This window comes from Amycolatopsis samaneae (assembly GCF_039541975.1).
GTDB classification, from domain to species: Bacteria; Actinomycetota; Actinomycetes; order Mycobacteriales; family Pseudonocardiaceae; genus Amycolatopsis; species Amycolatopsis samaneae.
This window is the reverse complement of record NZ_BAABHG010000026.1, coordinates 44086-69734: the sequence shown is the minus strand read 5'-3', so window position 1 is coordinate 69734 and position 25649 is coordinate 44086. Positions and strand designations below refer to the sequence as shown.

The following is a 25649-nucleotide window of genomic DNA, read 5'->3' as shown; positions in this document are numbered from 1 at the left end:
GGCCGATCACACCTATTAGCGTTGCGCCGATGCGGTTGATCGCTGTGACGCTGGGGTTGCTCTCCGCCTTGTGCGCGTTGGCTTTCCCCTTCCTGCCCGTGGTGCAGGACACCGCGGAGGTCGTCTGGCCGACGGGCGACGACACCCGCTCCGTCAACGCGCCCTTGACCGGGTACTGGGCCGAGGACATGAGTGTCGCGCTGCCGTGCGCCACCATCCAGTCGCTGGACAAGCGCGTCAACGGCCCCGCGCTGCTGTTCGCCACCGTGCCGGACGGGCGCACCGACCCGCGCGCGGGCAAGGGCGTCGGCATGCAGGTCCGGGTGGACAACGGCGTGCTGCTGGTGTCCAGCCAGGGCCAGCAGATCGTGCAGCAGCCGCTGCCCCCGAAGGGCTGCGACGTCGCGGTGCGCTCGGACGCGACGCAGATGACCGTGTCCGTCGCGGGCACGCCGGTGTTCCACACCGGCGGCGACGTCCGCCCGCGCGTGGTCGGCATCTACTCCTCGATCAACTCCGGCCGCGATCCGATCGCCGGCCTGCACGTCTCGGTCGTCCCGGACACGCGGTACCAGACCTCGCCCACCGCGCTGAAGACCGTCGTCGGGATCGTCGCGGTGCTGGCCATGATCGGCTGCATGATCGCGATCTGGCGGCTCGACTCCGGCTTCGCGCGCCGCGCGCCCCGCTGGGCGCCGGTCGGCTGGTGGCGGCTGACCGCCCGCGACGCGACGGTGTTCGGCGCGCTCGGCGCGTGGGTCTTCATCGGGCCGGTGACCTCGGACGACGGCTACATCCTCACGATGGCCAGGGTCACCGAGCAGACCGGGTTCCTCACCAACTACCACCGCTGGTTCGGCGTCGCGGAGGCGCCGTTCGGCTGGTTCTACCACGTCTACGAGCTGATGACGCACGTGTCCACGGTGCCACCGTGGATCCGGCTGCCCTCGTTCCTGCTCGGCTGCCTGTCCTGGATGCTGATCAGCCGCGAGGTGATGCCCCGCCTGGGCACCCAGGTCCGGACGAGCCGGGCGGCGGGCTGGGCGGCGGCCGCGGTGTTCCTGGTCTGGTGGATGCCCTACAACAACGGCGTCCGGCCGGAACCGGTGGCGGCGCTGGGCTCGCTGCTCGCGATCTGCGCGGTCGAGCGCGCACTGGTCACCAGACGGCTGCTGCCGCTGTGCCTCGGGCTGGCCGCGGCCGCGTTCACCCTGGCCGCGACGCCGACCGGGCTGATCGCCGTCGCGCCGTTCCTGGTCGCCGCGCGACCGCTGTTCAAGCTGCTGCGCCAGCGCGCGGAGAACGGCTGGACGACGGTGCTCGCGCCGGTCGCCGCCGCCGGGTTCCTGGTGCTCGTGGTGATGTTCGCGGACCAGACCTTCGCCACCGTGCAGGAGGCGACGCGGCTGCGGGCGCAGGTCGGGCCGAACCTCTCGTGGTTCCAGGAGTTCGCGCGCTACCAGCTGCTGTTCGAGAGCCTGCCGGACGGCTCGGCGCCGCGCCGGTTCCCCGTGCTGCTGGTCCTGCTGTGCACGGTGACCTGCCTGGTCGTGCTGCTGCGGCGCGGGCGGATCCCCGGCGCGTCGCTCGGGCCCGCGCGGCGGCTGATCGGCACCACGGCGCTGTTCTTCCTGCTGCTGGCGCTGACCCCGACCAAGTGGACCCACCACTTCGGCGCGTTCGCCGCGGTCGGCGCGTCCATGGCGGCGCTGACCGCGCTCGCGACCAGCTCCACCGTGCTGCGGTCGAAACGCAACCGCGCGGCCTTCCTCGCCGGGCTGCTCGTGGTCGGCGCGCTCGCCGCGACCGGCCCGAACACCTACTGGTTCGTCTCGCGCCTCGGGGTGCAGTGGACCAGTGTCGCGCCGTCGATCGGCGGCATCCCGCTGTCCACGATCCTGCTGGTCGCGGCCGCGATCGCCGGGGTGTACGCGTTCGTCGGGAACGTCCGCGCGCACCGGCCGGGCGCGCCGGTCGGGCTGCCGGAAAGACGCGGGCGGGCGCTGAAGCTGGGCTCGCTGTCGCTCGTGGTGGTCTGTGGTCTCGTCGCCGGCGGCGAGTTCGTCACGATGGCGTGGGCGATCCACAACCAGGCGGGCAGCTACAGCCTCGGCGCGGCCAACATCGGGCACCTGTTCGGCAAGAGCTGCGGCCTCTCCGACCACGTCATGGTGGAGCGCGACGCGGCCACGAGCATCCTGCACCCGCAACCCGAGCAGCGGACCGTGCCACCGAAGGCGACCACCCCGCCGCCGAACTCGCCGCTGCCGCCGCCGGAGGAGGACAACGGCCGGGTGCAGACCGGGTTCCACACCCGCCCGATCGACGACAAGGACCCGCTCGCCCAGCCGCCGCACGGGTTCACCGTCGGCACGGTGCCGATGTGGTCAAGCTACCTCGACCCGGAGACCAGGGCCGGACGGCTGCGCAGCGACTGGTACGCGCTCGCCGAGAAGCCCGCCGACGGGCAGATCGTCGTCGCCACCGCGGGCACCGCGAAGCGGCCGACGTCGGTGAGCCTCGACTACGGCGTCAGCACCGCCGACGGCGTCAAGATCCTGCGCAGTCAGTTCGTGCTGCCGCCCGGCGCGGGCACCGGCGGCTGGAACGACACCCGCATCAACCTGCGCGACCTGCCGCCCCAGACGAACGCGGTGCGGATCAACATCGTCGACAACGACCTCACCGAGGACGGCTGGATCGCCGCGTCGGCCCCGCGTGTCCCGACGTTCACCACGCTCACCGACAAGATCGGTGACAAGCCGGTGTACGTCGACTGGCCCGCGTCGTTCGTCTACCCCTGCGTGCAGCCGGTGACCTCGCACGACGGGATCTCCGCGATGCCCGCCTACCGGATCACCCCCGGCCAGCTCGCCGACGAGGCGGGCTGGGCGGGCAGCCCGAACGGCGGGCCGACCGGCTGGCTCGAAGAGGTCGCCGACGAGCCAGAGGTGCCGAGTTACCTGATCGGGCAGCCCTACCAGTCGTGGGGTCAGCTGCTGCAGATCGAACCGTTCTCCGAGGGCATCGCGCCGACGGTCCGGCACGGCGAGAAGGTCGTGCCCGGCTGGTGGTCACCGGGGCCGGGACCGCGCCAGCCCAACGGCAAGGACCCGACGCGGTAGTCCTGCTTCTCCTCGGTCGTGCCGTCAAGGCCACCTTGCGGGCGTCAGACGCCGTAAGGTGGCCTTGACGGCACCTCCGTCCTTTGTGGACAGCATCGCGTGGTGCCGCCGTCGTGCGCCCCAATGTGGCGTTCGGTGCGTTGAGCGCACCCAATGCCACATTGGGGTTTCTCGGCAGGAGTTGGGGTTGTGCTGGTGTCCGCGAATGTCGCATTGGCGACGTTCAGTGTCACGAATGTCGCATTCGTGACACCGCCTCAGCTGAAGCCCGGGTCCCGACCGGAGCGTTGGGGGACGGTGAGCGATGCTGGTGGCCTTTCGTGGGGGTGAGCAGGGTGCTGAAGGACGCCTTCAGTGCGTTGGCCGCGCTGAAGGACGCCTTCAGTGCGCTGAGCGCACCGAAGGCGTCCTTCAGCACAACCCGGCCCCACAACCCACCACTCCCAGTGAGAAAACCTCATGGGGGCGTTTGAGCCACCTTGAGAGCGGAGCGGCTCAGGAGAACCAGTCGCGCTCGGAGAAGTCCTCTTCCTCGTCGTCGTCACGACGGTGCCGCCCCGAACGTTCCGGACGTTCCGGACGTTCCGGACGCGGCGGCGCGGCCCGGCCTCCCGGGGCCGCCGGATCCGCCGGGCTGGGTGGCGTTCCGGCCCCGCCCGCCTCGATCTCGTCCGCCTGGCGGACGGAGGCGTCCATGGCGGCGACGACCCCGGGGTCACGGTCGAGATCGCCCCGCAGGTAGTCGGCCCAGCCGAACTCGCCGCGTTCGACGCGCCGCGCCAGCTCCCGCCATTCCGGCGGCGCCTTGTCGCTCGACGCGTACCGCTTCATCATTTCGGCTTCCTCCGGCGACACCGGCCGTTCGTTCGACTCGACCTCGTAGAGGGTCCGGTCGGCTTCCGCCATCGCCGTTTCGGCCTGGTCCGCGGCGTCGTCGAGCGTCTGCTCGGCGGCGACCATGTCGTCGGTCTTCCAGTTCAGCGCCCAGTTCGGCAGCTGTGCCATGGTCTCCCTTTCCTCGCGGCGGGCCCGTCCGGCTACTGGGCCTGGTGGCCGTACTGGTCGAGATCGCCGAGCTTCTTGTCGATGTCCTTGGCGGAGTCGTCGACCTGCTTCCGCTTCTCGTCCATGTCCTTTTTGGAATCCCGGAACTGCCTGCCCAGCTGCACCGCGTCGTGGGTGTTGTTCACCTCGGGCACCTTGCCGATGGCGTCCTTGATCGTGTCGATGTTCTTCAGGTAGCCCTCAATGCCCTGGACGAGCTTCTTGAGCGAGTCGTACAGCCCGATCACGGTCTGGATGAGGTCGACGATTTCCAGCGCCTCGTGCACGTAGGGCGTGTCCTCGAAACCGCTCGCGACCCAGTCGAAGATCGACCACAGCTGTCCCCAGCCGGGAATCACCTTCTTGGCCAGTTTTCCCAGCAGATCGAAGATCTTCTCCAGCAGCTGGACGCCGCGGGTGGCGAGTTTGATCGAGACGTCCGCGAGCTTGTCGAATCCCTTCTTCATCCACTTGCAGCACTGTTCCGCGACATAGAGCGCGCCCGTCCAGACACTTTGGACAAGCCCGTTGAACGCGTCCGCCGCTTCGCCCTGCCAGTCGGTCTCGACGAGTTTCGCGCTGTTCTGGCCGAGGTTCCCGGCGATCGTCCAGTACATGTCACCGGTGGTCGCCCAGGCGTCGCCGTTGGCCCTGATCCGGTTGAAATCACCGGTCAGCGGTTTGATCAGCAGATCGAACAGGTCCTTGTCACCGGTCCCGACCATCGGCCCGACGATGTGCTGGTAGATCCAGTTGACCGCGCCCGCGATCGGGTAGTTCCCGCTGACCACGTCGCCGAGGTGCGTGGTCGCCACCTCGGGCACCTTGGGGTTGATGGCTTCGACGTCTTTCCAGTCGCCGTAGACGTTCGGTGTGCTGTCGTAGGCGGTGGCCATGTCAGGAACCACCACCCGCGGCGGTGACCGTTCCGGCCGCCTGGTAGTCGACTTCGCCGTAGGCGTGCGCCCCGGTCTGCACGCCCATGGCCAGACCGCACATTTTCTCGTCGAACTGCTTGTTCACTTCGACGCACACACTGTTGAGCAGATCCATCGCCGCCTGCAGCGGCTCGAGCAGTCCGGTGAATCCGGATTTGTTGGTCGGCTCGTCTCTGATGTAGGACTGCACGGTGGAAAAGTCGTCCGCGACAGCGGTGAGATAAACGCCGAACTCGTACATCCGCGTAACATGACTTTTCACGTGAACCCCCTGTCGGCCACACCCTTGCGGCGCAGTATGTGCACGCGGAAATACGGTGTCAACTCGAACTCCGGCGCCGGGTGGCGTCGGCTGTTAGCATCCCGGCATGCCGAGGGCCGATCGTGTGTTCACCGCCGGACTACTGAGCTCGGCACTGTTTCTGTGTGCCTCCTGCTCGGGAAGCCCGGACCCGGCCGGCACCCCGAGCGCCTCCGCGCCGCCGTCCTCGCCGAGCGCCCCGGCGAGTCCCGGGTCCACCCCGGACTGCACCACACTGGTGACCCAGCAGGAGATCCAGTCGGCCACCGGGAAACCGCTGACCAGGGACGAGACCACCACCAAGCCGCCGGCGAGCTGCGGCTACGGCGAACCCGGCGGCGGCCTGGTCGGCGTCCGCGTCCTGACGGTGTTCCCGGTCGGGCAGGGCGTCGCGACCACCTTCGAGGGCCACACCGCGCTGCTCGGCGACTCCGCGCAGAAAAAGCCGCCGCAGTGCGCGCTCTACGTGCGGCTGGGCGACGGCCCGGACACCCTCGCCATCACCGTCCGGGCCATCGAAAACCCCGATCTCTGCGCGGTGGCGAAGGGGCTCGCCCACACCGCGCTTTCGCGACTGCCGTCCTCCTGACGACTACCCGTTCGGGTGATTTTCCGCCGCTCACGAATAGCTGCGCGGCGTCCAGACGAATCCGCCGTCCACCCTGGTCTTCGAGGAACCGACGATCAGCAGGCATCGCATGTCCACAGTGGACGGATCGAGGCCGCCGAGGGTCGTCACACGGACGTCCTCCTCCGGCCCGCCGACATCGCGGGCCACCACGACCGGGGTGTCCGGGGCGCGGTGCCGCAGCAGCACGTCGCGGGCGTTCGCGAGCTGCTCGGTCCGGGTGCGCGAGGCCGGGTTGTACAGCGCCAGCACGAGATCCGCGGCGCCGGCGGCGTCGAGACGGCGTTCGATGATCTCCCACGGCTTGAGGCGGTCGGACAGCGAGAGCACGCAGTAGTCGTGCCCCAGCGGCGCGCCCACCCGGGACGCGGCGGCCTGCGCGGCGGTCACCCCCGGCACGATCCGCACCCGGACCCCGGCGCCGTGCCCCGCCGCGGTCTGCTCCAGCACCGCCGAGGCCATCGCGAACACGCCGGGATCGCCGGAGGACACCACGGCCACCCGTGCTCCCCCGGCGGCCAGTTCGAGCGCTTCGACGGCGCGGTCGGCCTCGACCCGGTTGCCCGAGGCGTGCCGCCGCTGCCCCGCGCGCTGCGGGACGCGGGCGACGTACGGGCCGTAGCCCACGACGTGCTCGGCGGCCGCCAGCTCGGCCTCGGCCTCCGGCGTCAGCCAGCTCGGCCCGGCCGGGCCGAGCCCGATCACGACCACCTCGCCACCGGTGGCCCGCTCGGCCGATGGCGCCGGGGTTCCCGCGGGTTCACCGTCCACACGGGACGCGTAGGCCGGGCTCGGCAGCAGCGCCAGCGAGAAGTACGGCACCGACTCCGGGTCGACCTCCGCGAACGGCTCGACGCGCTGCTGTCCCCAGGTCGCCCGCTCGACGTACCAGGCGTCGTCCAGCTTCCCCGCCTCGGCGAGCGCGTCCCGCACGTTTCCGAAGGTACGGCCCAGTTTCAGGACGGCGGCGGCCTCGGTGTCGGCGAGCCGCCGGGCCAGCTCCGGCGCGGGCAGCGTGCCGGGCAGCACGGTGAGCACCTCGTCGCGCTGCACCAGCGGACGGCCCAGCACCGAGGAGGCCGCGCTCACCGACGTCACGCCGGGCACTACGGTCGCCTCGAAGCGGCCGGCGAGCCGCTCGTGCATGTACATGTACGAGCCGTAGAAGAACGGGTCCCCCTCGCACAGCACGACGACGTCGCGCCCGGCGTCGAGGTGTTCGGCGAGCCGTTTCGCGCTCAGCTCGTAGAAGTCCGCGATCGCGCCCTCGTACCCGCCGGGATGCTCGGTGGTCTCGGTGGTGACCGGGTACACCAGCTTCTCTTCGAGCTGCCCCGCCCGCAGGTAGGGCTCGGCGACCGAACGCGCGATGCTGCGGCCGTGCCGCGCGCTGTGGTAGGCGATCACGTCGGCCTCGCCGATCAGCCGCGCGGCCTTGACCGTCATCAGTTCCGGGTCACCAGGGCCGAGGCCGACGCCGTACAGCTTTCCGAGAACGCTCATTCGGCGGCGCTCGCGAGTGCGTTGATCGCCGCGACGGCCATCGCGCTGCCACCGCGCCGCCCGTGCACGACCAGGTAGGGCGCGGGCGCGCGCTTCGCCAGTTCCACTTTGGACTCCACGGCGCCGACGAAACCGACCGGTACCCCGATGATCGCGGCCGGCGCGCCGACGCCCTCCTCGAGCAGTTCCAGCAACCGGAACAACGCCGTCGGCGCGTTCCCGATCGCCACCACGGACCCCGGCAGCCGGTCCCGCCACAGCTCCAGCGCGGCGGCCGAGCGCGTCGTGCCCATCCGCTCGGCGAGCCCCGGCACGGCCGGATCGTCCAAAGTGCACACCACGTCGTTGGCCGCTGGCAGGCGCTTGCGGGTCACCCCGCTGGCGATCATCTTGGCGTCGCACAGGATCGGCGCCCCGGCCTCCAGCGCGGCGCGGCCCGACTCCACGACGTCGAGCGTGTACCGCAGGTCGTCGACCAGGTCGACCATCCCGCAGGCGTGGATCATCCGCACCGCGAGGCCCGCGACGTCGTCGGGCAGGATCGCCAGATCCGCCTCCTCGCGGATCGTGGCGAACGAGTGCCGGTAGATCTCGGCCCCGTCCCGCAGGTAGTCGATCACGTGCTTCCCTTTCGTACCGCCGTTTCGCCCAGCCGCTCCACCGGGACCCAGGTGCCGTCGACACGGTAGCCGTCCTCGGCGGCCACGACGTCCAGATGTGACCGGGACGGCTTCCCGCAGCGCCGTTCGCAGCCCGAAACGTGCGCTCGCGCGCCGGGGGGCAGCGCCGCCAGCCGGGCGGCGTCGGCGCGGACGTCGGCGCGGGACTTCGCGCAGCCGGGGCGTCCGGCGCACGCGCTGACCCGCAGCCGCGGATCGGCCGGGTCGGTCAGCAGCCCCGCCCCGGCCAGCGTCTTCAGTGCTTCGGGACGAACCCCGGGCAGCACGATCGTGCGCCACGGCGTCACCACCGCGTGGTCCGCGGCCCCGGCCAGCGACCGCAGCTGCGCGGCCGACAGCCGCCCGAGGTACGGGGCCACCCCGGCCGCGTGGCCGTCGTGGCCCGGTACCGGGCCGATCCGGTCGTCCGGGGCGCCCGGCCACGACACCGGGGTCGCGCGGGTGCCGGAGTCGAGGGCGGCCAGCAGCGCCGACGGATCGGCGAGTTCCCCGACGCGCCAAGCGGTTCCGCGGGTCCTGGCGAACGCGGCCGCCAGAGCCGTCAGCGCGGCGACAGCGCTTTCGCGCGCGACACGCAGGCCGGTGTCCGCCCCGGCGAGCAGCACCGCGCCGACCGCGGAGTCCACGGCGAGCCAGCAGACGTCCGGCGCCTCCCCCGCGACGTCACCCCGGCCGTCGTCGAAGGCGAAGAGGAACCGGCCGGGCAGCGAGGCGAGCTCCGGCCGGGCGCACACGGCTTCGTCCAGCGCGGCGGCCAGGCCCCGGACGTCGGCGGCCCCGCCGGAGATCCCGCTCCACGGCGAGGCGAGGACGTTCCGCACCCGCTCGTGCGTCGGCGAAGGCAGCAGCCCGGCCTCGCTCAGCCGTTCCCGGAGCCCGGGGCGGGTCACCGCGCGGAGCTGGACGTTGCCGCGCGAGGTCAGGTGCGCGTCGCCGTCGCCGCACGCGACGGCGGCGTCGGCGAGGGCACGCAGCTGGGCCGCGGTGACCACGCCACCGGGGAGGCGGACCCTGGCCAGCGGGCCGTCCGCGGCGTCGTGGGTGGCGAACACCCCCGGGCACGCGTCGGCCCGCACACGCGCGTGGACGGACATGGCGCTCACTCTAGCTGGCACCCGAGTCAGTACCCCTAGGATCGAATGTAGTAGGTGTGCTACATTCGATCGCAGTGATGAGATGGGGGTGAGGAACAGATGAACCACGACGTCGACGACGTGATCCAGGTCGAGGGCCTGCGCATGCGCTACGGCACCAACGACGTGCTGCACAACGTCGCCTTCCGGGCGGGCAAGGGGGAGGTGGTCTGTCTGCTCGGTCCGAACGGGGCGGGCAAGACGACCACGATCGAGATCCTGGAAGGCTTCCGGATGCGCTCGGCGGGGAGGGTGTCGGTCCTCGGCGAGGATCCGGCACACGCGGGCGAGGACTGGCGGGCGCGGCTGGGGGTCGTCCTGCAGTCCTGGCGTGACCACGGGAAATGGCGGGTGCGGGAGCTGCTCGCGCACCTCGGCGAGTTCTACGCGCCGTATTCGACGGCCTCGATCCGGCGGCCGTGGGACACCGACGAGCTGATCGACGCCGTCGGGCTGACCGAGCACGCGGGCAAGAAGATCAGGATGCTGTCCGGCGGGCAGCGGCGGCGGCTCGACGTCGCGATCGGCATCGTCGGCCGTCCGGAACTGCTGTTCCTCGACGAGCCGACCGCGGGCTTCGACCCCCAGGCACGGCGCGACTTCCACGATCTGGTGCACCGCCTCGCCGACGACGACATCACCATCCTGCTGACCACGCACGACCTCGACGAGGCCGAGAAGCTGGCCGACCGGATCCTCATCCTGACCGGCGGCCGGATCGTCGCCGACGGCTCGGCCGACCAGCTGTCCCGGCAGATCTCCGGGGAGTCCGAGATCCGCTGGACGCTGGGCGGGCAGCGGTTCGTGCACTCCACCACCGAGGCCACCAAGTACGTCCACGAGCTGTTCAAGCAGCACGGGGACGCGATCGACGACCTCGAGGTCCGCCGTGCCTCGCTCGAAGACACGTACATGACACTCGTCCGGCAGGCCGAATCGGGCGGCGAGGCCGTGGCCGCGCTGGACTTCGGCCGGAAGGTGGGTACGCGATGACACCGCTCCAGGTGGCCACGAGAGCCGGTCTCCGGCGTGGCCTGATCGAGTTCCGGCAGACCCTGACCCACAAGGAGGACATCGCCAACCTGATCATCCCGACGGTCATCTTCATCGTCGTCATGATCTTCATGCGCGGCGCGAAACTGCCGGGGACGGACTTCTCCCTCGGCACCGCCACCGTGCCCAGCGTGCTCGGCGCCGGAGTGCTCTTCAGCGGGCTGACCGGTATGGCCGGCGCGTTGTCGGTGGAGCGCGAGGACGGCACGCTGCTGCGGGCCAAGGCGACTCCGAACGGCATGTTCGGCTATCTCATCGGCAAGGTCGTCGCGATCTCCTACGGAGTCGTGCTCGGCATCATCGTGACGCTGGTGCCGTCGCTGTTCCTGTTCGACGGCCTCGCCACCGGCGGGCTCGTCTCGTGGCTGACCCTGCTGTGGGTGCTGGTGCTCGGCCTGCTCGCGTCCCTGCCGCTGGGCGCGGTCTTCGGCGCGCTGGCGAAAAGCCCCCGCAGTCTGGGGCTGCTGATGATCCCGATCATGGGGCTCGGCGCGATCTCCGGGGTCTTCTACCCGGTCACCGCGCTGCCCGAGTGGGTGCAGTACATCGCGCAGGCGTTCCCGATGTACTGGCTCGGCCTCGGCATGCGTTCGGCACTGCTGCCGGACAGCGCTCTCCTGGCGGAGATCGCGCATTCCTGGCGTCCGTGGGAGACCCTCGGTGTGCTGGCGGTCTGGTCCGTGATCGGATTGACGCTGGCCCCGATCGTGCTGCGCCGGATGGCACGGCGCGAATCCGGGTCCTCGGTGGCGGCGCGACGGGAAAAGGCGATGCAGCGAATTGGCTGAGGTAACCGCACGATGAGCGAGGTCGTTTACAACCGCATCGCGATGTTGCGCGCCGAGCGTGACATCTCGCGACGTCAGCTGGCCGAGGCGCTGGGCGTGCACTACCAGACCATCGGCTATCTGGAACGCGGCGAGTACAGCCCGAGCCTCTACCTCGCGTTGAAGATCGCGGAGTTCTTCGAGGTCGCGGTGGAGGTCGTCTTCTCCACCGCGCCCTTCCCGCGCATCGGTGACCAACGCTCCGCCTGAGCGCGTCAGTTCCCGGGCTTGGCCTCGACCAGCGCCCGCACGACGTCGCCGCGGCGGGTGGCGGAGTCCCGCACCGTCCGGCTCATCTCGACATGCAGGAACACCGTCCCCGCCTCGGCGGCCGCCTTGCCCTGCGCGTTGGTGGTGGCCTCCAGGCCGGGGCAGGTCTGGTCCCAGCCCCGGCACACCGCGAAACCGTGTTCCCGCAGCCGGTCCGCGGCGCGGAAGGCCGGGGCGCCCGCCCGGCCCGCCCCGGTGGACAGCACGATGTCGGTGCCGGGCTGGCTGTCGTCCCCGAAGCCGTGCAGCTGGACCTGCGCGAGCTTGCGCGTCATCAGCGTCGTCGCGATGACGTGGAACATCGAGTTCTCCTCGTGGGCCACGTCGGCCTGGCCGCCGCCCGCCTTCCGGTGTGCCCCGGCGATCATCAGCACCGCGCCGGGGACCTGGCGGAAGTGGTCGAGTCCGGCGAGCTCGGTACGCAGGTCGAACGCCGGGTGCGGGACCTCGGTGACCAGCGACGGCGGCGCCGACCGGTCGATGACGTACATCCCCCATGCCCGCTCGGTACCGGACTCGTTGACCGCGATCGTGTAGGGCCGCCCGGTCTTCGCGTCGACGCCGTCACGCACCGAGAAGCCGAGACCGTCGAGCGCGCTGGGTACCGCCTTGCCCGCGTCGAGCACCTTCGCGAAGCCCTCCTGCCCCGCGCGGCGCTCGGCCGCCTTGGGCGGGCGGTAGGGCTGATCCGCGGAAAGGCCGCCGACGAAGTCCCCCACCAGCGTGTCGAGTGACGCGACCGAGGAGTGCGCCACCGGGCGCGGTGTCTCCTCACCGCCGCGGACGAGCAGCACCGTGGTGGCCAGTCCGAGCGTGGCCGCGAGTCCGGCCACGCCGAGCAGAATCCGGGGACGCACGATCATTTCGCCGAGTTTAACGACGCGGAGGCCGGGCGGTGGGCGAACGCGTCGAACACGTCACCTTGACGCACGGGGACGGGCACCGGAGAGTGAGAGCGCACCCACGCGTCGGCAGGTGGAGGAACCCGGTGGAAGTCCGGGACGGTCCCGCCACTGTGACCGGAGCCCGCCTTCACGGCTCCGGGAGTCAGGAACTCCGGCAGGCGCGCCCGACCAACCGGGGCGAGGAAACCCCGGAGGAGGAACTCCGTGATTCTGCTGCTGTCCACTTCGGACACCGACCTGCTCAGCGCCCGTGCCAGCGGGGCGGACTACCGGCTGGCGAACCCGGCCCGGCTCCCGCTCGACGCGCTGCCCGGCCTGCTCGACGGCGCGTCCGTCGTCGTCGTGCGCATCCTCGGCACCCCGCAGAGCTGGCAGGAGGGTCTCGACACGGTCCGCGCCTCGGGCGTGCCCGTCGTCGTGCTCGGCGGCGAGCAGACCCCGGACGCCCAGCTGATGAAGCTGTCGACCACACCCGCCGGGATCGCGGCCGAGGCGCACGCCTACCTCGCCCAGGGTGGCCCGGAGAACCTGACGCAGCTGCACCACTTCCTCTCCGACACGCTGTTGCTCACCGGCGACGCCTTCGAACCGCCCGCCGTGCAGCCCGCGTGGGGCGTGCTTGACCGGCCCGCTCCGGACACCACCGGCCCGGTCGTGGCGATCCTCTACTACCGCGCGCATCACCTGTCCGGGAACACCGCGTTCGTGCAAGCGCTCGCCGACGCGGTCGAGCGGGCGGGCGGGCGCGCGCTCCCGATCTTCTGCGCGTCTCTGCGCACCCGCGAGCCGGCGATGATGGCCGAGCTGGCCAAGGCCGACGCGCTGCTGGTCACCGTGCTCGCCGCGGGCGGCACCCGGCCCTCGGAGGCGGGCGCGGGCGGCGACGACGAGTCCTGGGACGTCGCCGAGATGGCCGCGCTCGACATCCCCGTGCTCCAGGCGCTGTGCCTGACCAGCGACCGCGAGACGTGGACCGGCAGCGACGACGGCCTGACCCCGCTCGACGCCGGGAACCAGATGGCCGTGCCCGAGTTCGACGGCAGGCTGATCACCGTGCCGTTCTCGTTCAAGGAGATCGACGAAGACGGCCTGCCCCGCTACGCCGCGGACACCGAGCGCGCCGGGCGCGTCGCGAAGATCGCGCTCGCGCACGCGCGGCTGAGGCACACCCCGCCGCCGTCGCGGCGGATCGCGCTCATGCTCTCGGCGTACCCGACGAAGCATTCGCGTGTCGGCAACGCGGTCGGCCTGGACACGCCGGCCTCGGCGATCGAGCTGCTGCGGCGGATGCGGGAGCGGGGCTACGACCTCGGCCGGGACGCGTTCCCCGGCGTCGACCCGACCGGCACCGAACAGCCGGACGGGGACGCCCTCATCCACGCGCTGATCGCCGCGGGCGGGCAGGACCCGGAGTGGCTGACCGAGGAACAGCTGTCCGGCAACCCGATCCGCGTGCCCGCGGCGCGCTACCGCGAGTGGTTCGCCGCGCTGCCGGACGAACTGCGCGAGGCGATGGAGGAGCACTGGGGCCCGGCGCCCGGCGATCTCTATGTCGACAGGAGCCTGAACCCCGAGGGCGACATCGTGCTGGCCTCGCTCCAGTCGGGCAACGTGATCATCATGATCCAGCCGCCGCGCGGGTTCGGCGAGAACCCGGTGGCGATCTACCACAACCCGGACCTGCCGCCGAGCCATCACTACCTGGCCGCCTACCGCTGGCTGGAGGAGGAGTTCGGCGCGCACGCCGTGGTCCACCTCGGCAAGCACGGTTCGCTGGAGTGGCTGCCGGGCAAGACCGCCGGGCTCTCGCCCGCGTGCGCGCCGGACGCCGTGCTGGGCAACCTGCCGCTGATCTACCCGTTCCTGATCAACGATCCCGGTGAGGGCGCGCAGGCGAAGCGCCGCGCGCACGCCACGATCGTCGACCACCTCATCCCGCCGATGGCGCGGGCCGAGTCCTACGGCGACCTGGCGAGGCTGGAGCAACTGCTCGACGAGCACGCCAACATCGCCGCGATGGACCCGGCGAAGCTGCCCGCCATCCGCGCCCAGATCTGGACGCTGATCCAGGCGGCGAAGCTGGATCACGACCTCGGTGTCGAGGAACGTCCGCACGACGCGGAGTTCGACGACTTCCTGCTGCACATCGACGGCTGGCTGTGCGAGGTCAAGGACGCGCAGATCCGGGACGGCCTGCACGTGCTGGGTTCCGCGCCCGAGGGCGAGGCGCGGGTGAACCTCGTGCTCGCCATGCTGCGCGCCCAGCAGATGTGGGGCGGGAAGCAGGGCGCGGTCCCGGGCCTGCGCTCGGCGTTGGGGCTCAAGGAGAATTCCGACGCCCCACTGTCCGAAGTGGATGCCATCGAGCAGACGGCACACGCCCTCGTCGCCGCGATGGAGACCCACGCCTGGTCCCCCGCCGCCGTCCCCACGGTGATCGCGGAGGTCCTCGGCGAGGCCTCTGAAGGCCACCTTGAGGGCGTTCAGGTCCCTCAAGGTGGCCTTCAGAGGCAGTCGGAGGTGGCGCGGGTGCTGACCTTCGCGGCCGAGGAGATCGTGCCGAGGCTGGCCGGGACGGCGTCCGAAGTGGACATGGTGCTGCACGCGCTCGACGGCGGCTACGTCCCGGCGGGGCCGAGCGGGTCGCCGCTGCGCGGGCTGATCAACGTGCTGCCCACCGGCCGGAACTTCTACACCGTCGACCCGAAGGCCATCCCGAGCCGCCTGGCCTGGGAAACCGGCCAGGCGCTGGCGGACTCGCTGCTGCGCCGCTACCGCGAGGACACCGGGGACTGGCCGCGTTCGGTCGGCCTGTCGGTCTGGGGCACCTCCGCGATGCGGACCTCCGGGGACGACGCGGCGGAAGTCCTGGCGCTGCTGGGCGTCCAGCCGGTGTGGGACGAGGCTTCGCGCCGGGTCACCGGCCTGGAGCCGATCCCGCTCGCCGAACTGGGCCGTCCGCGCGTCGACGTCACGGTCCGGATCAGCGGCTTCTTCCGCGACGCCTTCCCGCACGTCATCACGATGCTGGACGACGCGGTGCGGCTGGTCGCCGGGCTGGACGAGCCGGACGAGCAGAACTTCGTCCGCGCGCACACCCGCGCGGATCTGACCGCGCACGGCGACGAACGCCGCGCCACGACGAGGATCTTCGGGTCCAAGCCGGGCGCGTACGGGGCCGGGCTGCTGCCGCTGATGGACTCCGGGAACTGGCGTGACGACAAGGACCTCGCCGAGGTGTACGCCGTGTGGGGCGGTTTCGCCTACGGTCGCGGTCTCGACGGGCGCCCCGCGCGCGAAGACATGGAGAGCTCGTACAAGCGGATCGTGGTGGCGGCGAAGAACACCGACACCCGCGAGCACGACATCGCCGACTCCGACGACTACTTCCAGTACCACGGCGGCATGATCGCGACCGTGCGAGCGCTCACCGGCGCCGCGCCCGCGTCCTACGTCGGTGACAGCACGACCCCGGACGCGGTGCGGACCCGCACGCTCGGCGAGGAGACCGCGCGGGTGTTCCGGGCCCGGGTGGTGAACCCGCGCTGGATCGGCGCGATGCGCAAGCACGGGTACAAGGGCGCGTTCGAGCTCGCCGCGACGGTGGACTACCTGTTCGGCTTCGACGCCACCGCCGGGGTGGTCGGCGACTGGATGTACGAGAAGCTGTCCGAGTCCTACGTGCTGGACGAGGTGAACCAGGAGTTCCTGCGGCAGGCGAACCCGTGGGCGCTGCGCGGCATCGTCGAGCGGCTCACCGAGGCCGCCGACCGCGGCCTGTGGGCCGAACCGGACCCGGACCTGCTGGCCAGGATGCGCGAGGTCTACCTGTCGCTGGAGGGCGACCTCGAGTCCGAGTAGCACTGACACCACGCCGAAATGCCGGGAAATTTCCGGCATTTCGGCGTTTTCACCCCTCCTGCGGCCATCTGGTCCAGACCATGTCTTGACATCGGAAATGGTCTAGTCCAATGCTGGACGGCATCCCGCCTCGACAGCAGGAGGACAGATGCAAAGACGCACGCTGACCGCCCTCGGGTTCGCCGCCGCCACGCTCATCGGGGCCGCGACCACACTGGCCGCCACCGCGGACGCCCAGCCCGCCACCACCGCGCTGCCCAGCAACTGGTACGCCTCGGCGCCGTACCTGATGCCCCAGAGCAACAACCCGCCCGACCCGGTCACGGTGATGAACGCGACCGGCCAGAAAGCGTTTCAGCTGGCCTTCATCCTGGCGCCCGACGGCGGCGGCTGCGCCCCCACCTGGGACGGCAAGTCCCCGGTGCCCTCGGACACCGCGGTCGCCGGGGTGATCGACAGGATCCGGGGCGCGGGCGGCGACGTCTCGGTGTCGGTCGGCGGCTACGGCGGGACCAAGCTCGGCCAAACCTGCGGCACCGCGGACGCGACCGCCGCCGCGTATCAGCAGGTCATCACCAAGTACGGCCTCAAGGCGATCGACTTCGACCTCGAAGAGCCGGAGATCGAGAACACCGCGGCGATCGCGAACGAACTCGGCGCGGCGAAGAAGCTCCAGACCGACAACCCCGGCCTGTTCCTCTCGATCACCATGCCGGGCATCGCCTCGGGCGCCAACTGGTTCGGCACCCAGCTGATCGACACCGCGAAGTCGATCGGCCTGACACCGGACAACTTCTCGATCATGCCGTTCGACGGCGGCTTCAACGGCGGCTCGGCACAGGTCGCCGCGCTGGAGGGGCTGCACGGCCAGCTGATGAGCCACCTCGGCTGGGACAGCGCGACCGCGTACGCGCACGAGGGTTTCTCGGGCATGAACGGGAAATCGGACGCCTCCGAGTACTTCCAGGTCGCCGACTTCCAGACGGTCTACGACTACGCGACCAGTCACAAGCTGGGCCGGTTCACCTTCTGGTCGGTCAACCGCGACCGGCCGTGCGTCGGCACCACGGACAACGGCGTGTGCAGCAACGTCCCGCAGAACGACTGGGACTTCACGAAGTTCAGCACTCGCTTCGCCGGGGCGACGCCACCGGTGAGCACCCCGCCGACGACGCCGACGACCCCGACCAGGCCCGGCACGTGCACCGCGGCGGAATGGCAGAAGTCCTCGGTCTACACCGGCGGCACCGTCGTCGCGCACAACGGGCACAAGTGGACCGCGAAGTGGTGGACGCAGGGCGAGGAGCCGGGCACGACCGGCCAGTGGGGTGTCTGGACCGACAACGGCGCCTGCTGAGTCCCCTGTTCGGCGCTGTTCGGCGCTGTTCAGATCCGGACGCCGGGCAGGTGGGTGTTCTCGCGCATGACCTCCCTGGCCAGCGCGGGCACCTCCACCACCCGGCGTCCGGCCGCTTCCAGTTGCTCGGCGCCTTCGCAGACCACGAAGATCTCGGGCTCGCGCCAGGCGAAGACCACCCGCAGGATCCCGGCGTCGAGGATCAGGCGGGTGCAGCTGGCCGGGCTGGACGAGCGGACACTGCACGGTTCGAGCGAGCTGTACATGGTCGCCGTGGCCAGCCGAGGGTCGCCGGGGTCGAGCTTCGCGAGCGCCGCCTGCTCCGCGTGGTCGCGCGGATTCCCCTCCCCCGAGTGTCCGGTCGCGAGCACCGCGCCGTCGGCGCCGGTGAGCACGGCGCCGACCCGGAACGTCGCGCTCGGCGGGCATTCGGCGGCGAGCGCGATGGCCTGCCGGAGCCGCTGGATGTCCACTGAGGACGGTTCGGCGGCGGCGAGGTACCGCAGCACCGCCACCCCGTCCAGCGAGCGGACGTCGGCGAGCGTCATCGGCCGGGGGAAGGCGCCGGGCCCGACGAACCGGGGTGCCCTGGCATCGCCGACGAACACCGGCGCGATCGCGAGCCGTAGTTCGTCGGCCAGCCCCTCGGAAAGGAACCGGGTGTGCACCCCGCCGCCACCCTCGACCAGCACTCGCCGGACGCCGCGCGCCGCGAGGTCGTCGAGCACGGCCCCGAACCCGGGATCCGCGAGCGGCACGACGGTCGCCACCGCTTCGAGCGCGGTGGCCGTTCCCGGCGGGGCGTAGACGAGCTTCGGCGTGTCCCCGGTGGTGAAGAACCGGGACGCCGGGTCGAGCTCGCCGGTCGCGGTCACGGTCACCTTGAGCGGCTGTTCCGGCCGTCCCCCGGCCACCCGTGCCCGGCGCAGCTCCGGCGAGCGCACCAGCAGCCGGGGATTGTCCGCCCGCACCGTGCCCGCCCCGACCAGGATCGCGTCGGCCTCGGCCCGCAGCCGGTCGACCTCGGCGAAATCGTCCTCTGTGGACAGCACCAGCCGCTCGCCGGAGGCGTCGTCGAGGTAGCCGTCGAGCGACTGGGCGGCGGAAAGCTGGACATAGGGCCGGGTGCTCACCCGGCCAGTATGCCCTCCTCCCGGAAACCCGTGCGCCGCTCAGCTTTCCGGCGCGCCGAACCACCGGGCGGCGGCCCGCTCGAACGCCTCCCGCTCCGGCTCGTGCTCGCCCACCCAGGCGACCACGCCGTCGGGCCGGACGAGCACGGCGCTCACCCCGAGGTCGTTCCGCGCCGTCCCCGCCGCGTACCGCATCCGGTCCGCCCAGCGCGCCGCCGCGTCGCGCAGACGCCGATCCGCGCCGAAGTCGAGCACGACGCCCCGGCCATCCTGCGTCAGGTCGCCGAGGCCGGTACCGTCCGCCAGCCGGAACTCCGGGGCGGTGCGGCCGACCAGCGGGTGCTCGTCGCCGAGGTCGTAGCGGATCGAGTGACCCGACACCTTCCCGTACACGTAGGTCGTCACGTCCCGGGTCGCGAGCAGATCGCGCATCAGCCCCTGGAGGGCCTGGCCGTGCGGGCCCGGCCGCATCGCCGCGGCCTGGGCGCGTGTCCAGTCGAGCACCCAGGCCGCGACCGGGTGACGCTCGGCGGTGTAGGTGTCGAGCAACCCGTCCGGCGCGTGCCCGCGCACGGTCGCCGCGAGCTTCCAGCCGAGGTTCAGCGCGTCGCCGAGGCCGGTGTTGAGCCCCTGCCCGCCCAGCGGCGAGTGGATGTGCGCGGCGTCCCCCGCGAGCAGGACACGTCCCCGCCGGTAGGTCGTCGCCTGCTTCGCCCGGTCGGTGTAGGTCGAGACGAGATGGACGTCGTCCAGCGTCACGTCGGTGCCGGACACGCGGCGCAGCACGGTCTGGAGATGGTCGCGGGTCGGCGGCCGCGAGCGGTCGAACGCGCCGCCGTCGAAGTCCATCACGCCCAGGTGTCCCTCCGTGGGCATCCGGAGGTACATGCCCATAGGGGTCAGTGTGAACCCGCGCGCCAGCTTGTCCGGGTCGGCGACCGAGGCGAGCATGACGTAGCCGGTGAACAGTGGCTCGGTACCGGCGAACTCGAAGCCCGCGAGCCCGCGCACGGCGCTGCGCCCACCGTCGCAGCCGACGACCCAGCGCGCCGGGTACTCGTGCGCGCCGGCGTGGACGACCACGCCCGCTTCGTCCTGCTCGACGCCGTCCACGGTGACGCCGCGCCTGATCTCCACGCCCAGCTTGACCGCCCGCTCGGCCAGCACCGACTCGATCGCGTCGAGGCGGGTCATCATGCCCTCGGACGCCGGGCTCGGCAGCCGGAACGGCAGCGCGGCGACGTCGACCCCGGCCGGATCGAGCACTATCCCGGCGAAGTGCCCCACGCCGCGCGGGGGCGCCGCCTCGTCCGCGCCGGGATAGTCGTCGATGCCCGAGGCCAGCAGCAGCGAGGTCAGCATCCCGCGACGGTGGAACGCCTCGGCCGAGGCGACGGACAGCCCCCGCGCCCCGAGCGGTTCCCCGCGCCACGGCGAGCCCGGTTCCGGTTCCCGCTCCAGCACCAGGACCGAACAGCCCGCGAGGCCCAGCTCACCGGCGAGGAAAAGACCGACCGGCCCGGCCCCCACGATCACCACGTCATGCATGAAAATCCCCTTCGTCCACGCCTGTTCCCCGGCGACGCGCCCAGACTGCGGCAAGCCGCTTACACGGAGCGCACACCGTGCTGACAGCGGCGGCACAACGGCGCGGCCCTGCCGTCGATACCCGTACGCGCGTAGGCGAAGATCGGGGTATGGACGGGCTTCGTGTCACGCTGCTCGGCGCCTTTCAGGTGACTCGCGGCGACACCGTCCTGCCCGTACCGGGGGCCCGGTTGCGGGCGCTGCTCGTCCGGCTGGCGCTGGCCGGCGGCCGCGCGGTCGAGCAGGGGGTCCTGGTCGACGCGATCTGGGCCGGGGACCCGCCGACCGGCCCCGCGCACGCCCTGCAGGCCCTCGCCTCGCGGCTGCGCCGGACACTCGGCTCGGCCGACGAGGTCACCCAGCTCGCCGGTGGTTACCGGCTGGCCGTGGCCGACGAAGACGTGGACGTGGTGCGGTTCGACCGGCTCGTCGCGAACGGCAGGGGCCGCCTGCGCGCCGGGGACCCGGCCGCCGCCGCGACCGTGCTCGGCGAGGCCGTGGCGCTGTGGGGCGGTCATCCCGGCACCGAGCCCACCGCCGTCGCCGCGGTGGCGCCCGCCGCCGCGACCCGGCTGGCGCACACCTCGGTCGAGGCCGTCACCGACCTCGCCGACGCCGAACTGGCGCTGGGCCACGCCGACGCGGCCGCCACCCGGCTGACCGCCCTGCTCGCCGAGCATCCCGTGCACGAGCGAGCCACCGCGCTGCTCATGGACGCGCTCGACGCGCAGGGCCGCCAGGCCGAGGCGCTGGCCCGGTACGAGCAGGTGCGCGAAACCCTGGCCGAGGTCCTCGGCACCGACCCGGGCACCGCGCTGCGCGAACGTCACCTCCGCCTGCTGCGCGCCGAGCGGCCCGCGCCCGTCGCCGCCAAGCGGGCCCGGCCCGGCAACCTGCCCGCGCCGGTGACCAGCTTCGTCGGCCGGGACGACGACCTCGCCCGGATCGGGGCGCTACTCGAAACCGGGCGGCTGGTCACCGTGCTCGGTCCCGGTGGCGCGGGCAAGACCCGCCTCGCCGTCGAGGCCTCCCGGCACCACCGGGACGAATATCGCGACGGCGTCTGGCTGATCGACCTCGCCTCGGTCACCGAGCCCGCCGAGGTGGGCGCGGCGCTGCTGGCCGCGATCGGGCTGCGTGGCTCGGCCCTGTTCGAGGCCTCGGGCAGGCTGCGCGGGGATCCGGTCGGTGAACTGGACGTGCTGGCCGACGAGCTGGACGGCCGGGAAAGCCTGCTCGTGGTGGACAACTGCGAGCACCTGATCGACGCGGTGGCACACCTGATCTCGGCGCTGCTGGCGCGCTGCGGCGGCCTGCGCGTGCTGGCCACCAGCCGGGAACCCCTCTCCGTCGACGGTGAAGGGCTGGTCCCGCTCGGCCCGCTCCCCCTGCCCGAGCCGGACGCGGACCTCGCCCGGGCCCGCGCCACGGCGGCGGTACGGCTGTTCACCGAGCGGGCGGCGGCCGTGCGACCCGGTTTCGCCGTCGACGAGCACAATCTCGGCGAAGTACTGCGGATCGTGCGCGGCCTGGACGGCATGCCGCTCGTGCTCGAACTGGCCGCCGCCCGCCTGCGCACGCTGTCGCTGGCCGACCTGGCCGCCGGGCTGTCCGACCGTTTCCGGCTGCTCGGCACGGGCAGCCGGACCGCCTTTCCCCGGCACCGCACGCTGCGCGCGGTCATCGCGTGGAGCTGGGACCTGCTCGATCCGGACACGCGGGTGGTCGCCGAGCGGATCTCGGTCCTGCCCGGCGGCGTCACCGCGGCCTCGGCCGCCGCCGTCTGCACCGGCACGGCGGTGCCGGCCGGCCAGGTCCCGGAGCTGCTCGCGGCACTGGTCGACCGGTCGCTGCTCCAGCTCGCGCCGACAGTGCGGACAAGTGACGGCGGCCGGTACCGGATGCTGGAGACGATCCGCGAATACGGCCTGGAGAGCCTGGCCGGGCAGGGCGTCCTGACCCAGGCGCGGGATCTGGCCGCCCGTCACTTCGCCGACCTGGTCGCTCGCAACGATCCGCTGCTGCGCGAGGCCGGACAGCTGGAAGCGCTCCGTGTCCTGCGCGCCGAATACGACAACGTGCTCGCCGCCCTGCGGCACCGCTGCGACGGCGGCGACGCCGAGGGCGCGATCGGGCTCGCGGTGGACCTGGGCTGGTACTGGCAGATGCTCGGCAGGCATTCCGACGCGGCCTACTGGCTCGGTGAGGCGGTCGCGGTGCCGTCCGGACGACCGGGTGTGGAACGCGACATCGCCGAGGGAATGCTGCTGCTCGCCACCGCCGAGCTGGCCGACGACCCGGTCGGCAACGGGCGCGAGGAGCTGCGGGCGCACACCGACCGGCTGCTGAGCCATCCGGAGCTGCCGCGCTTCGGCGGGGTGGTGACCGCGATCGGGCTGGCCGCGCGGGAATCCACCGAGGCGTCGAGGGCGATCATCCAGCGGCTGACCGACGGACCGGACGAGTGGACGGCCGGGCTGGCCCACCTGTACCGGGCCCGGTTCGCCGAGAACGAGGGCCGCCTCGACCGCGTCCACGCCGACGTGACGGCCGCCCTGGACCACTTCGCACTGGCGGGCGACCGCTGGGGCCTGGCCAAGGCACTGCCGCTGCGTGCCCTGTTGCGGCAGTACGACGGCGAACTCGACGTCGCGCGGGCCGATCTGGACGAGTCCCGGCGGCTGGCCCACGAACTCGGGGCGCTCAGCCTCAGCGACGAGATCTTCATCGACCTGTGCTGGATCAATCTGCACGTGCGGCTCGGCGAGACCGCGCGAGCGGCCGAGATCATCGCCGTGGCCAGGGAACGCGCGCTGCGCTCGGCGTCCCCCGAGCTGGCGATCCTGCTCGACGGGCAGGAAGCGGATCTGCTGGTACGCACCGGAGACCTCGCCCGGGCGCGCGAGCTGGTCGAGGCGGCCGAGGCCGGGCTGTCCGCGCTGGTCCCGCTCGGCTTCGGCACGAGCCAGGGCCAGGCGCTGGTCGGCACGGTGCGGGGCGCGCTCTGCGTCGAGCTCGGCGACGGGCCGGGCGCCGAGGTGGCGCTGAACCGGGCGTACGCGGCGGCGATCGCCAGCTCGGACATGCCGATCGTGGGAATGGTGGCGGTGACCCTGGCCGGTCTCGCCGCGTGGCACGGACGGCACCACGACGTGGCCGCCCTGCTCGGGGCCGCGGCCCGCCTGCGCGGCGCCCACGACCGCACCGACCCGCGGGTCCGGGCGCTGACCTCCCGCGCCCGCGCCGCGCTCGGCGACACGCCCTTCGCCGAGGCGTACGAAACCGGCTGGCAGCTGGACGGACCGGCGGCACTGGCCAAGGCCGATCCGGCACGACTGCTTTCCTGACAAGGGTTTCCCGGATCGTGGCGCCCGGCGCGCCAAGGCCGCCCGGACATCGCGTTGCCCGGTACCGAGGCGCCCCGAGAACCGTACGGTCCACAAAGGACACTAGCGCTCACTCGATCGGCCGGGGCTCAGCAGGCCCGGCCCCTATCCCCGATTCCCGGCAGCCCCCGGTCGGCGACGGTCTTTCCGTGGTCGCGCCGACCGGGTTCCCTTTCGGCCGCCGCGGCCTCAGTCGCCGTCAGCCACGCACAGGAGCAGACTCAACGCGCTGTGCGTGCAGCCCCAGCTGTGGTGGCTGTGGTGCGGGGCCTCGTCAACGCCGAAGTCCGCCAGTTCCTCGGGAAGCTCCTGCAGGTCAAGCACATGCTTCATCGCTATGCCCTTCGGGTGAGGCCGATCATGGACTACCTCACTTCACGGTAAGGGCACCGGCCGGCGAGACACCACAACATCATCGGCACGCCATACCTTCGAGCAGCCACGCCAGCCTGACAGCCGAGCGGAAGCGACGAAAACGGGCCCCCGCGGCGTACGCGAGGGCCCGTTTAGTGTGGTCGGCCGCGTCACCCGGGCGGGTAAACCGACAGCTTCGCCGAGTCCGTCAGCACGACGGCCCGCGGCCGGGGCGGGCCGCCGGTGTACACAGTGGACACTGCTGTTTCACCGGAACGAGAGCGACACGCTCGCGGGTCAAGCCCGATCCGGGAGCACCGCGTACTGGCGGACGTAGAGGTCGGTGTAGGTGACCGGGCCGCGCGGGCCGGGGACCCGGTCCAGGTTGATGCCGGTCTCCGGCACCGCGAGCAGCTTGAAACCGTCGAGCAGCCGGGTCGGCGCGTTCCAGAACACGCCGGTGCCGGTGTAGCCGTCGAAGAACGCTTCGGCGGCGGCCTCGTCCTCGGTCGCGATGCCCGCGGCGAGCCCGGAGGTCCGCTCGTTGGCGATCTCGACCGCGTCGCCGAGCCCGCCGACCTTCTCGACGGTGACGGTGGCCTCGCGCTCCGAGTCCAGCGCCCACTCGTAGCCGATCGCGTGTTCGTGCGGCGCGAGGGACGGTGTCACGCCGCGTTCGTCCAGCGCGCCGGCGATCGAGGGCCACACGGCGTCGTGCGCGTCCTCGTGGATGAGCAGCAGGTTCAGCCGGTTGCACACACCGAGCCGGTCGAGACTGGCGAAAACCAGGTCACGCACCTTCGCCGGGTCGGCCGCGACGTCGACGTAGAGGACGCCGCCGCCGTCGGCGTGGGCCAGCGTCCGGACACCGTGCACGGCCGCCTCGGTGGCGAGCGCGCGGGTGCTGTCCCCGCTGCCGCGCAGGATCACGAGCGGGACCAGGCCGGGCAGCCGCACCAGCGCCGAGGCCGCCGCACGCTCGACCCTCGGCACCAGCTGGACGACGTCCGGGTCGATCCCGGCCGCGGCGAGCGCGGGGGCGATCACGGTCTCACGCAGCCGCTGGGCCGAGCCGAGCGCGGCGGAACCGGTCCGCAGCACCCCGGCGTTGCGCGACTTCACCAGCTGCGAAGCCACATCCACGGTCACGTTCGGGCGCGCCTCGTAGTTGGCGCCGATGACACCGACCGGGCGGCGCCGCTCCACCAGCCGCAGCCCACCGTCCAAGGTGGACACCTCGACCGTGCGCTCCTGGTGCGGGGCATTCGCGAGCAGCCGGAGCTGCTCGGCCATGCCGGTCAGCCTCTCCGGGGTGATGGTGAGCCGGTCCAGCAGACCGGCGCTCATGCCCTCGGCGCGGGCCCTGGCGACATCGGCCTCGTTCGCCTCCAGCACCTCGGCGCGATGGCTCAGCAGCCGCTCGGCCATGCCGACGAGCGCGGCGTCCACGGCGCCGGCGTCCGCCGCGGCGAGGGACGGCGCGGCCCGCTTCGCCGCACGGGCGCACTCCTCGACGGCCTTGGCCACCTCGTCCATCGTCCGGCTCCTTCCGCGCGCTCAGCCT

Annotated in this window: 19 protein-coding genes and 1 riboswitch; of the genes, 8 read left to right on the top strand and 11 right to left on the bottom strand. The window is 72.0% G+C overall.

The genetic code is table 11. The features are described from left to right. Positions 1 to 29: 29 nt before the first annotated feature. Positions 30 to 3125 (top strand): arabinosyltransferase domain-containing protein, encoded by a 3096-nt coding sequence (locus tag ABD987_RS42355; protein WP_345408254.1) that lies wholly within the window; start codon positions 30 to 32, stop codon positions 3123 to 3125. A gap of 495 nt (positions 3126 to 3620) precedes the next feature. Here the strand turns inward: ABD987_RS42355 and ABD987_RS42350 are convergent, their stop codons facing one another. The 3 genes from ABD987_RS42350 to ABD987_RS42340 are packed head-to-tail and all read right to left on the bottom strand — an operon-like array spanning position 3621 to position 5348. After that, positions 3621 to 4130: a hypothetical protein gene (locus ABD987_RS42350; RefSeq protein WP_345408252.1), complete on the bottom strand. Its 510-nt coding sequence runs from the start codon at positions 4128 to 4130 to the stop codon at positions 3621 to 3623. 32 nt (positions 4131 to 4162) lie between these two features. Further along, on the bottom strand, positions 4163 to 5065 hold the full coding sequence (locus ABD987_RS42345) for a hypothetical protein (protein ID WP_345408251.1): 903 nt from the start codon (positions 5063 to 5065) through the stop codon (positions 4163 to 4165). Position 5066: 1 nt separating this feature from the next. Further along, the gene (locus ABD987_RS42340; protein ID WP_345408250.1) at positions 5067 to 5348 is read right to left on the bottom strand and encodes a hypothetical protein; all 282 of its coding nucleotides are present in this window, start codon (positions 5346 to 5348) and stop codon (positions 5067 to 5069) included. Between the two features lie 127 nt (positions 5349 to 5475). Here ABD987_RS42340 and ABD987_RS42335 point away from each other — a divergent pair, with 127 nt between their 5' ends. Next, positions 5476 to 5997: a DUF3558 family protein gene (locus ABD987_RS42335; RefSeq protein WP_345408249.1), complete on the top strand. Its 522-nt coding sequence runs from the start codon at positions 5476 to 5478 to the stop codon at positions 5995 to 5997. Positions 5998 to 6027: 30 nt separating this feature from the next. Here the strand turns inward: ABD987_RS42335 and ABD987_RS42330 are convergent, their stop codons facing one another. From ABD987_RS42330 to cobG, 3 genes are read right to left on the bottom strand one after another with little or no spacing between them, the layout of a single operon-like run. Next, the gene (locus tag ABD987_RS42330) at positions 6028 to 7539 is read right to left on the bottom strand and encodes a precorrin-2 C(20)-methyltransferase (RefSeq protein ID WP_345408248.1); all 1512 of its coding nucleotides are present in this window, start codon (positions 7537 to 7539) and stop codon (positions 6028 to 6030) included. Further along, positions 7536 to 8159 (bottom strand): precorrin-8X methylmutase, encoded by a 624-nt coding sequence (locus ABD987_RS42325; RefSeq protein ID WP_345408246.1) that lies wholly within the window; start codon positions 8157 to 8159, stop codon positions 7536 to 7538. The genes ABD987_RS42330 and ABD987_RS42325 overlap by 4 nt, the downstream gene beginning before the upstream one ends. Continuing rightward, positions 8156 to 9313 (bottom strand): precorrin-3B synthase, encoded by a 1158-nt coding sequence (gene cobG / locus ABD987_RS42320; RefSeq protein WP_345408244.1) that lies wholly within the window; start codon positions 9311 to 9313, stop codon positions 8156 to 8158. Before cobG ends, ABD987_RS42325 begins: the two co-directional genes overlap by 4 nt. A gap of 99 nt (positions 9314 to 9412) precedes the next feature. On the opposite strand from cobG, the gene ABD987_RS42315 reads away from it, so the two are divergent. Genes ABD987_RS42315 through ABD987_RS42305 form a run of 3 tightly spaced genes read left to right on the top strand, consistent with a single transcriptional unit; the run spans position 9413 to position 11442 of the window. Then, positions 9413 to 10345 (top strand): ABC transporter ATP-binding protein, encoded by a 933-nt coding sequence (locus tag ABD987_RS42315; protein ID WP_345408242.1) that lies wholly within the window; start codon positions 9413 to 9415, stop codon positions 10343 to 10345. Then, positions 10342 to 11193 (top strand): ABC transporter permease, encoded by an 852-nt coding sequence (locus ABD987_RS42310; protein ID WP_345408241.1) that lies wholly within the window; start codon positions 10342 to 10344, stop codon positions 11191 to 11193. Before ABD987_RS42315 ends, ABD987_RS42310 begins: the two co-directional genes overlap by 4 nt. A 12-nt stretch (positions 11194 to 11205) precedes the next feature. Further along, positions 11206 to 11442, top strand: a complete 237-nt coding sequence (locus ABD987_RS42305) for a helix-turn-helix transcriptional regulator (protein WP_345408240.1) — start codon at positions 11206 to 11208, stop codon at positions 11440 to 11442. A gap of 5 nt (positions 11443 to 11447) precedes the next feature. Here the strand turns inward: ABD987_RS42305 and ABD987_RS42300 are convergent, their stop codons facing one another. Further along, positions 11448 to 12365, bottom strand: a complete 918-nt coding sequence (locus ABD987_RS42300; RefSeq protein WP_345408239.1) for a hypothetical protein — start codon at positions 12363 to 12365, stop codon at positions 11448 to 11450. A 115-nt stretch (positions 12366 to 12480) separates the two neighbouring features. Then, positions 12481 to 12559, top strand: a riboswitch (cobalamin riboswitch). A 52-nt stretch (positions 12560 to 12611) separates the two neighbouring features. On the opposite strand from ABD987_RS42300, the gene cobN reads away from it, so the two are divergent. Beyond that, positions 12612 to 16268: a cobaltochelatase subunit CobN gene (cobN, locus tag ABD987_RS42295; RefSeq protein ID WP_345408237.1), complete on the top strand. Its 3657-nt coding sequence runs from the start codon at positions 12612 to 12614 to the stop codon at positions 16266 to 16268. Positions 16269 to 16416: 148 nt separating this feature from the next. Then, positions 16417 to 17625 carry a chitinase gene (locus tag ABD987_RS42290; RefSeq protein WP_345408235.1) on the top strand — a complete coding sequence of 403 codons (1209 nt, stop codon included), beginning with the start codon at positions 16417 to 16419 and terminating at the stop codon, positions 17623 to 17625. 29 nt (positions 17626 to 17654) lie between these two features. On the opposite strand, the gene ABD987_RS42285 is transcribed toward ABD987_RS42290, so the two are convergent. Further along, the gene (locus ABD987_RS42285) at positions 17655 to 18758 is read right to left on the bottom strand and encodes a dihydrofolate reductase family protein (RefSeq protein WP_345408233.1); all 1104 of its coding nucleotides are present in this window, start codon (positions 18756 to 18758) and stop codon (positions 17655 to 17657) included. A 39-nt stretch (positions 18759 to 18797) separates the two neighbouring features. Next, a complete protein-coding gene (locus ABD987_RS42280) occupies positions 18798 to 20306 on the bottom strand; it encodes an FAD-dependent oxidoreductase (RefSeq protein ID WP_345408231.1) in 1509 nt (502 codons plus the stop codon). A gap of 149 nt (positions 20307 to 20455) precedes the next feature. On the opposite strand from ABD987_RS42280, the gene ABD987_RS42275 reads away from it, so the two are divergent. Then, positions 20456 to 23692: an ATP-binding protein gene (locus tag ABD987_RS42275; RefSeq protein WP_345408229.1), complete on the top strand. Its 3237-nt coding sequence runs from the start codon at positions 20456 to 20458 to the stop codon at positions 23690 to 23692. A 228-nt stretch (positions 23693 to 23920) separates the two neighbouring features. Here ABD987_RS42275 and ABD987_RS42270 read toward each other — a convergent pair whose 3' ends face one another. Together ABD987_RS42270 and ABD987_RS42265 are read right to left on the bottom strand one after the other, a co-directional pair. After that, complete coding sequence (locus ABD987_RS42270) at positions 23921 to 24064, bottom strand: class III lanthipeptide (protein WP_345408227.1); 144 nt, start codon at positions 24062 to 24064, stop codon at positions 23921 to 23923. Between the two features lie 318 nt (positions 24065 to 24382). Continuing rightward, a complete protein-coding gene (locus ABD987_RS42265; RefSeq protein WP_345408225.1) occupies positions 24383 to 25621 on the bottom strand; it encodes an aldehyde dehydrogenase family protein in 1239 nt (412 codons plus the stop codon). Positions 25622 to 25649: the final 28 nt, after the last annotated feature.

Coding starts and splice junctions, on each gene's coding strand:
- ABD987_RS42355 (WP_345408254.1), top strand. CDS start 30: ATGCGGTTGATCGCTGTGACGCTGGGGTTGCTCTCCGCCTTGTGCGCG.
- ABD987_RS42350 (WP_345408252.1), bottom strand. CDS start 4,130: ATGGCACAGCTGCCGAACTGGGCGCTGAACTGGAAGACCGACGACATG.
- ABD987_RS42345 (WP_345408251.1), bottom strand. CDS start 5,065: ATGGCCACCGCCTACGACAGCACACCGAACGTCTACGGCGACTGGAAA.
- ABD987_RS42340 (WP_345408250.1), bottom strand. CDS start 5,348: ATGTACGAGTTCGGCGTTTATCTCACCGCTGTCGCGGACGACTTTTCC.
- ABD987_RS42335 (WP_345408249.1), top strand. CDS start 5,476: ATGCCGAGGGCCGATCGTGTGTTCACCGCCGGACTACTGAGCTCGGCA.
- ABD987_RS42330 (WP_345408248.1), bottom strand. CDS start 7,539: ATGAGCGTTCTCGGAAAGCTGTACGGCGTCGGCCTCGGCCCTGGTGAC.
- cobG (WP_345408244.1), bottom strand. CDS start 9,313: ATGTCCGTCCACGCGCGTGTGCGGGCCGACGCGTGCCCGGGGGTGTTC.
- ABD987_RS42315 (WP_345408242.1), top strand. CDS start 9,413: ATGAACCACGACGTCGACGACGTGATCCAGGTCGAGGGCCTGCGCATG.
- ABD987_RS42310 (WP_345408241.1), top strand. CDS start 10,342: ATGACACCGCTCCAGGTGGCCACGAGAGCCGGTCTCCGGCGTGGCCTG.
- ABD987_RS42305 (WP_345408240.1), top strand. CDS start 11,206: ATGAGCGAGGTCGTTTACAACCGCATCGCGATGTTGCGCGCCGAGCGT.
- ABD987_RS42300 (WP_345408239.1), bottom strand. CDS start 12,365: ATGATCGTGCGTCCCCGGATTCTGCTCGGCGTGGCCGGACTCGCGGCC.
- ABD987_RS42290 (WP_345408235.1), top strand. CDS start 16,417: ATGCAAAGACGCACGCTGACCGCCCTCGGGTTCGCCGCCGCCACGCTC.
- ABD987_RS42280 (WP_345408231.1), bottom strand. CDS start 20,306: ATGCATGACGTGGTGATCGTGGGGGCCGGGCCGGTCGGTCTTTTCCTC.
- ABD987_RS42275 (WP_345408229.1), top strand. CDS start 20,456: ATGGACGGGCTTCGTGTCACGCTGCTCGGCGCCTTTCAGGTGACTCGC.
- ABD987_RS42270 (WP_345408227.1), bottom strand. CDS start 24,064: ATGAAGCATGTGCTTGACCTGCAGGAGCTTCCCGAGGAACTGGCGGAC.
- ABD987_RS42265 (WP_345408225.1), bottom strand. CDS start 25,621: ATGGACGAGGTGGCCAAGGCCGTCGAGGAGTGCGCCCGTGCGGCGAAG.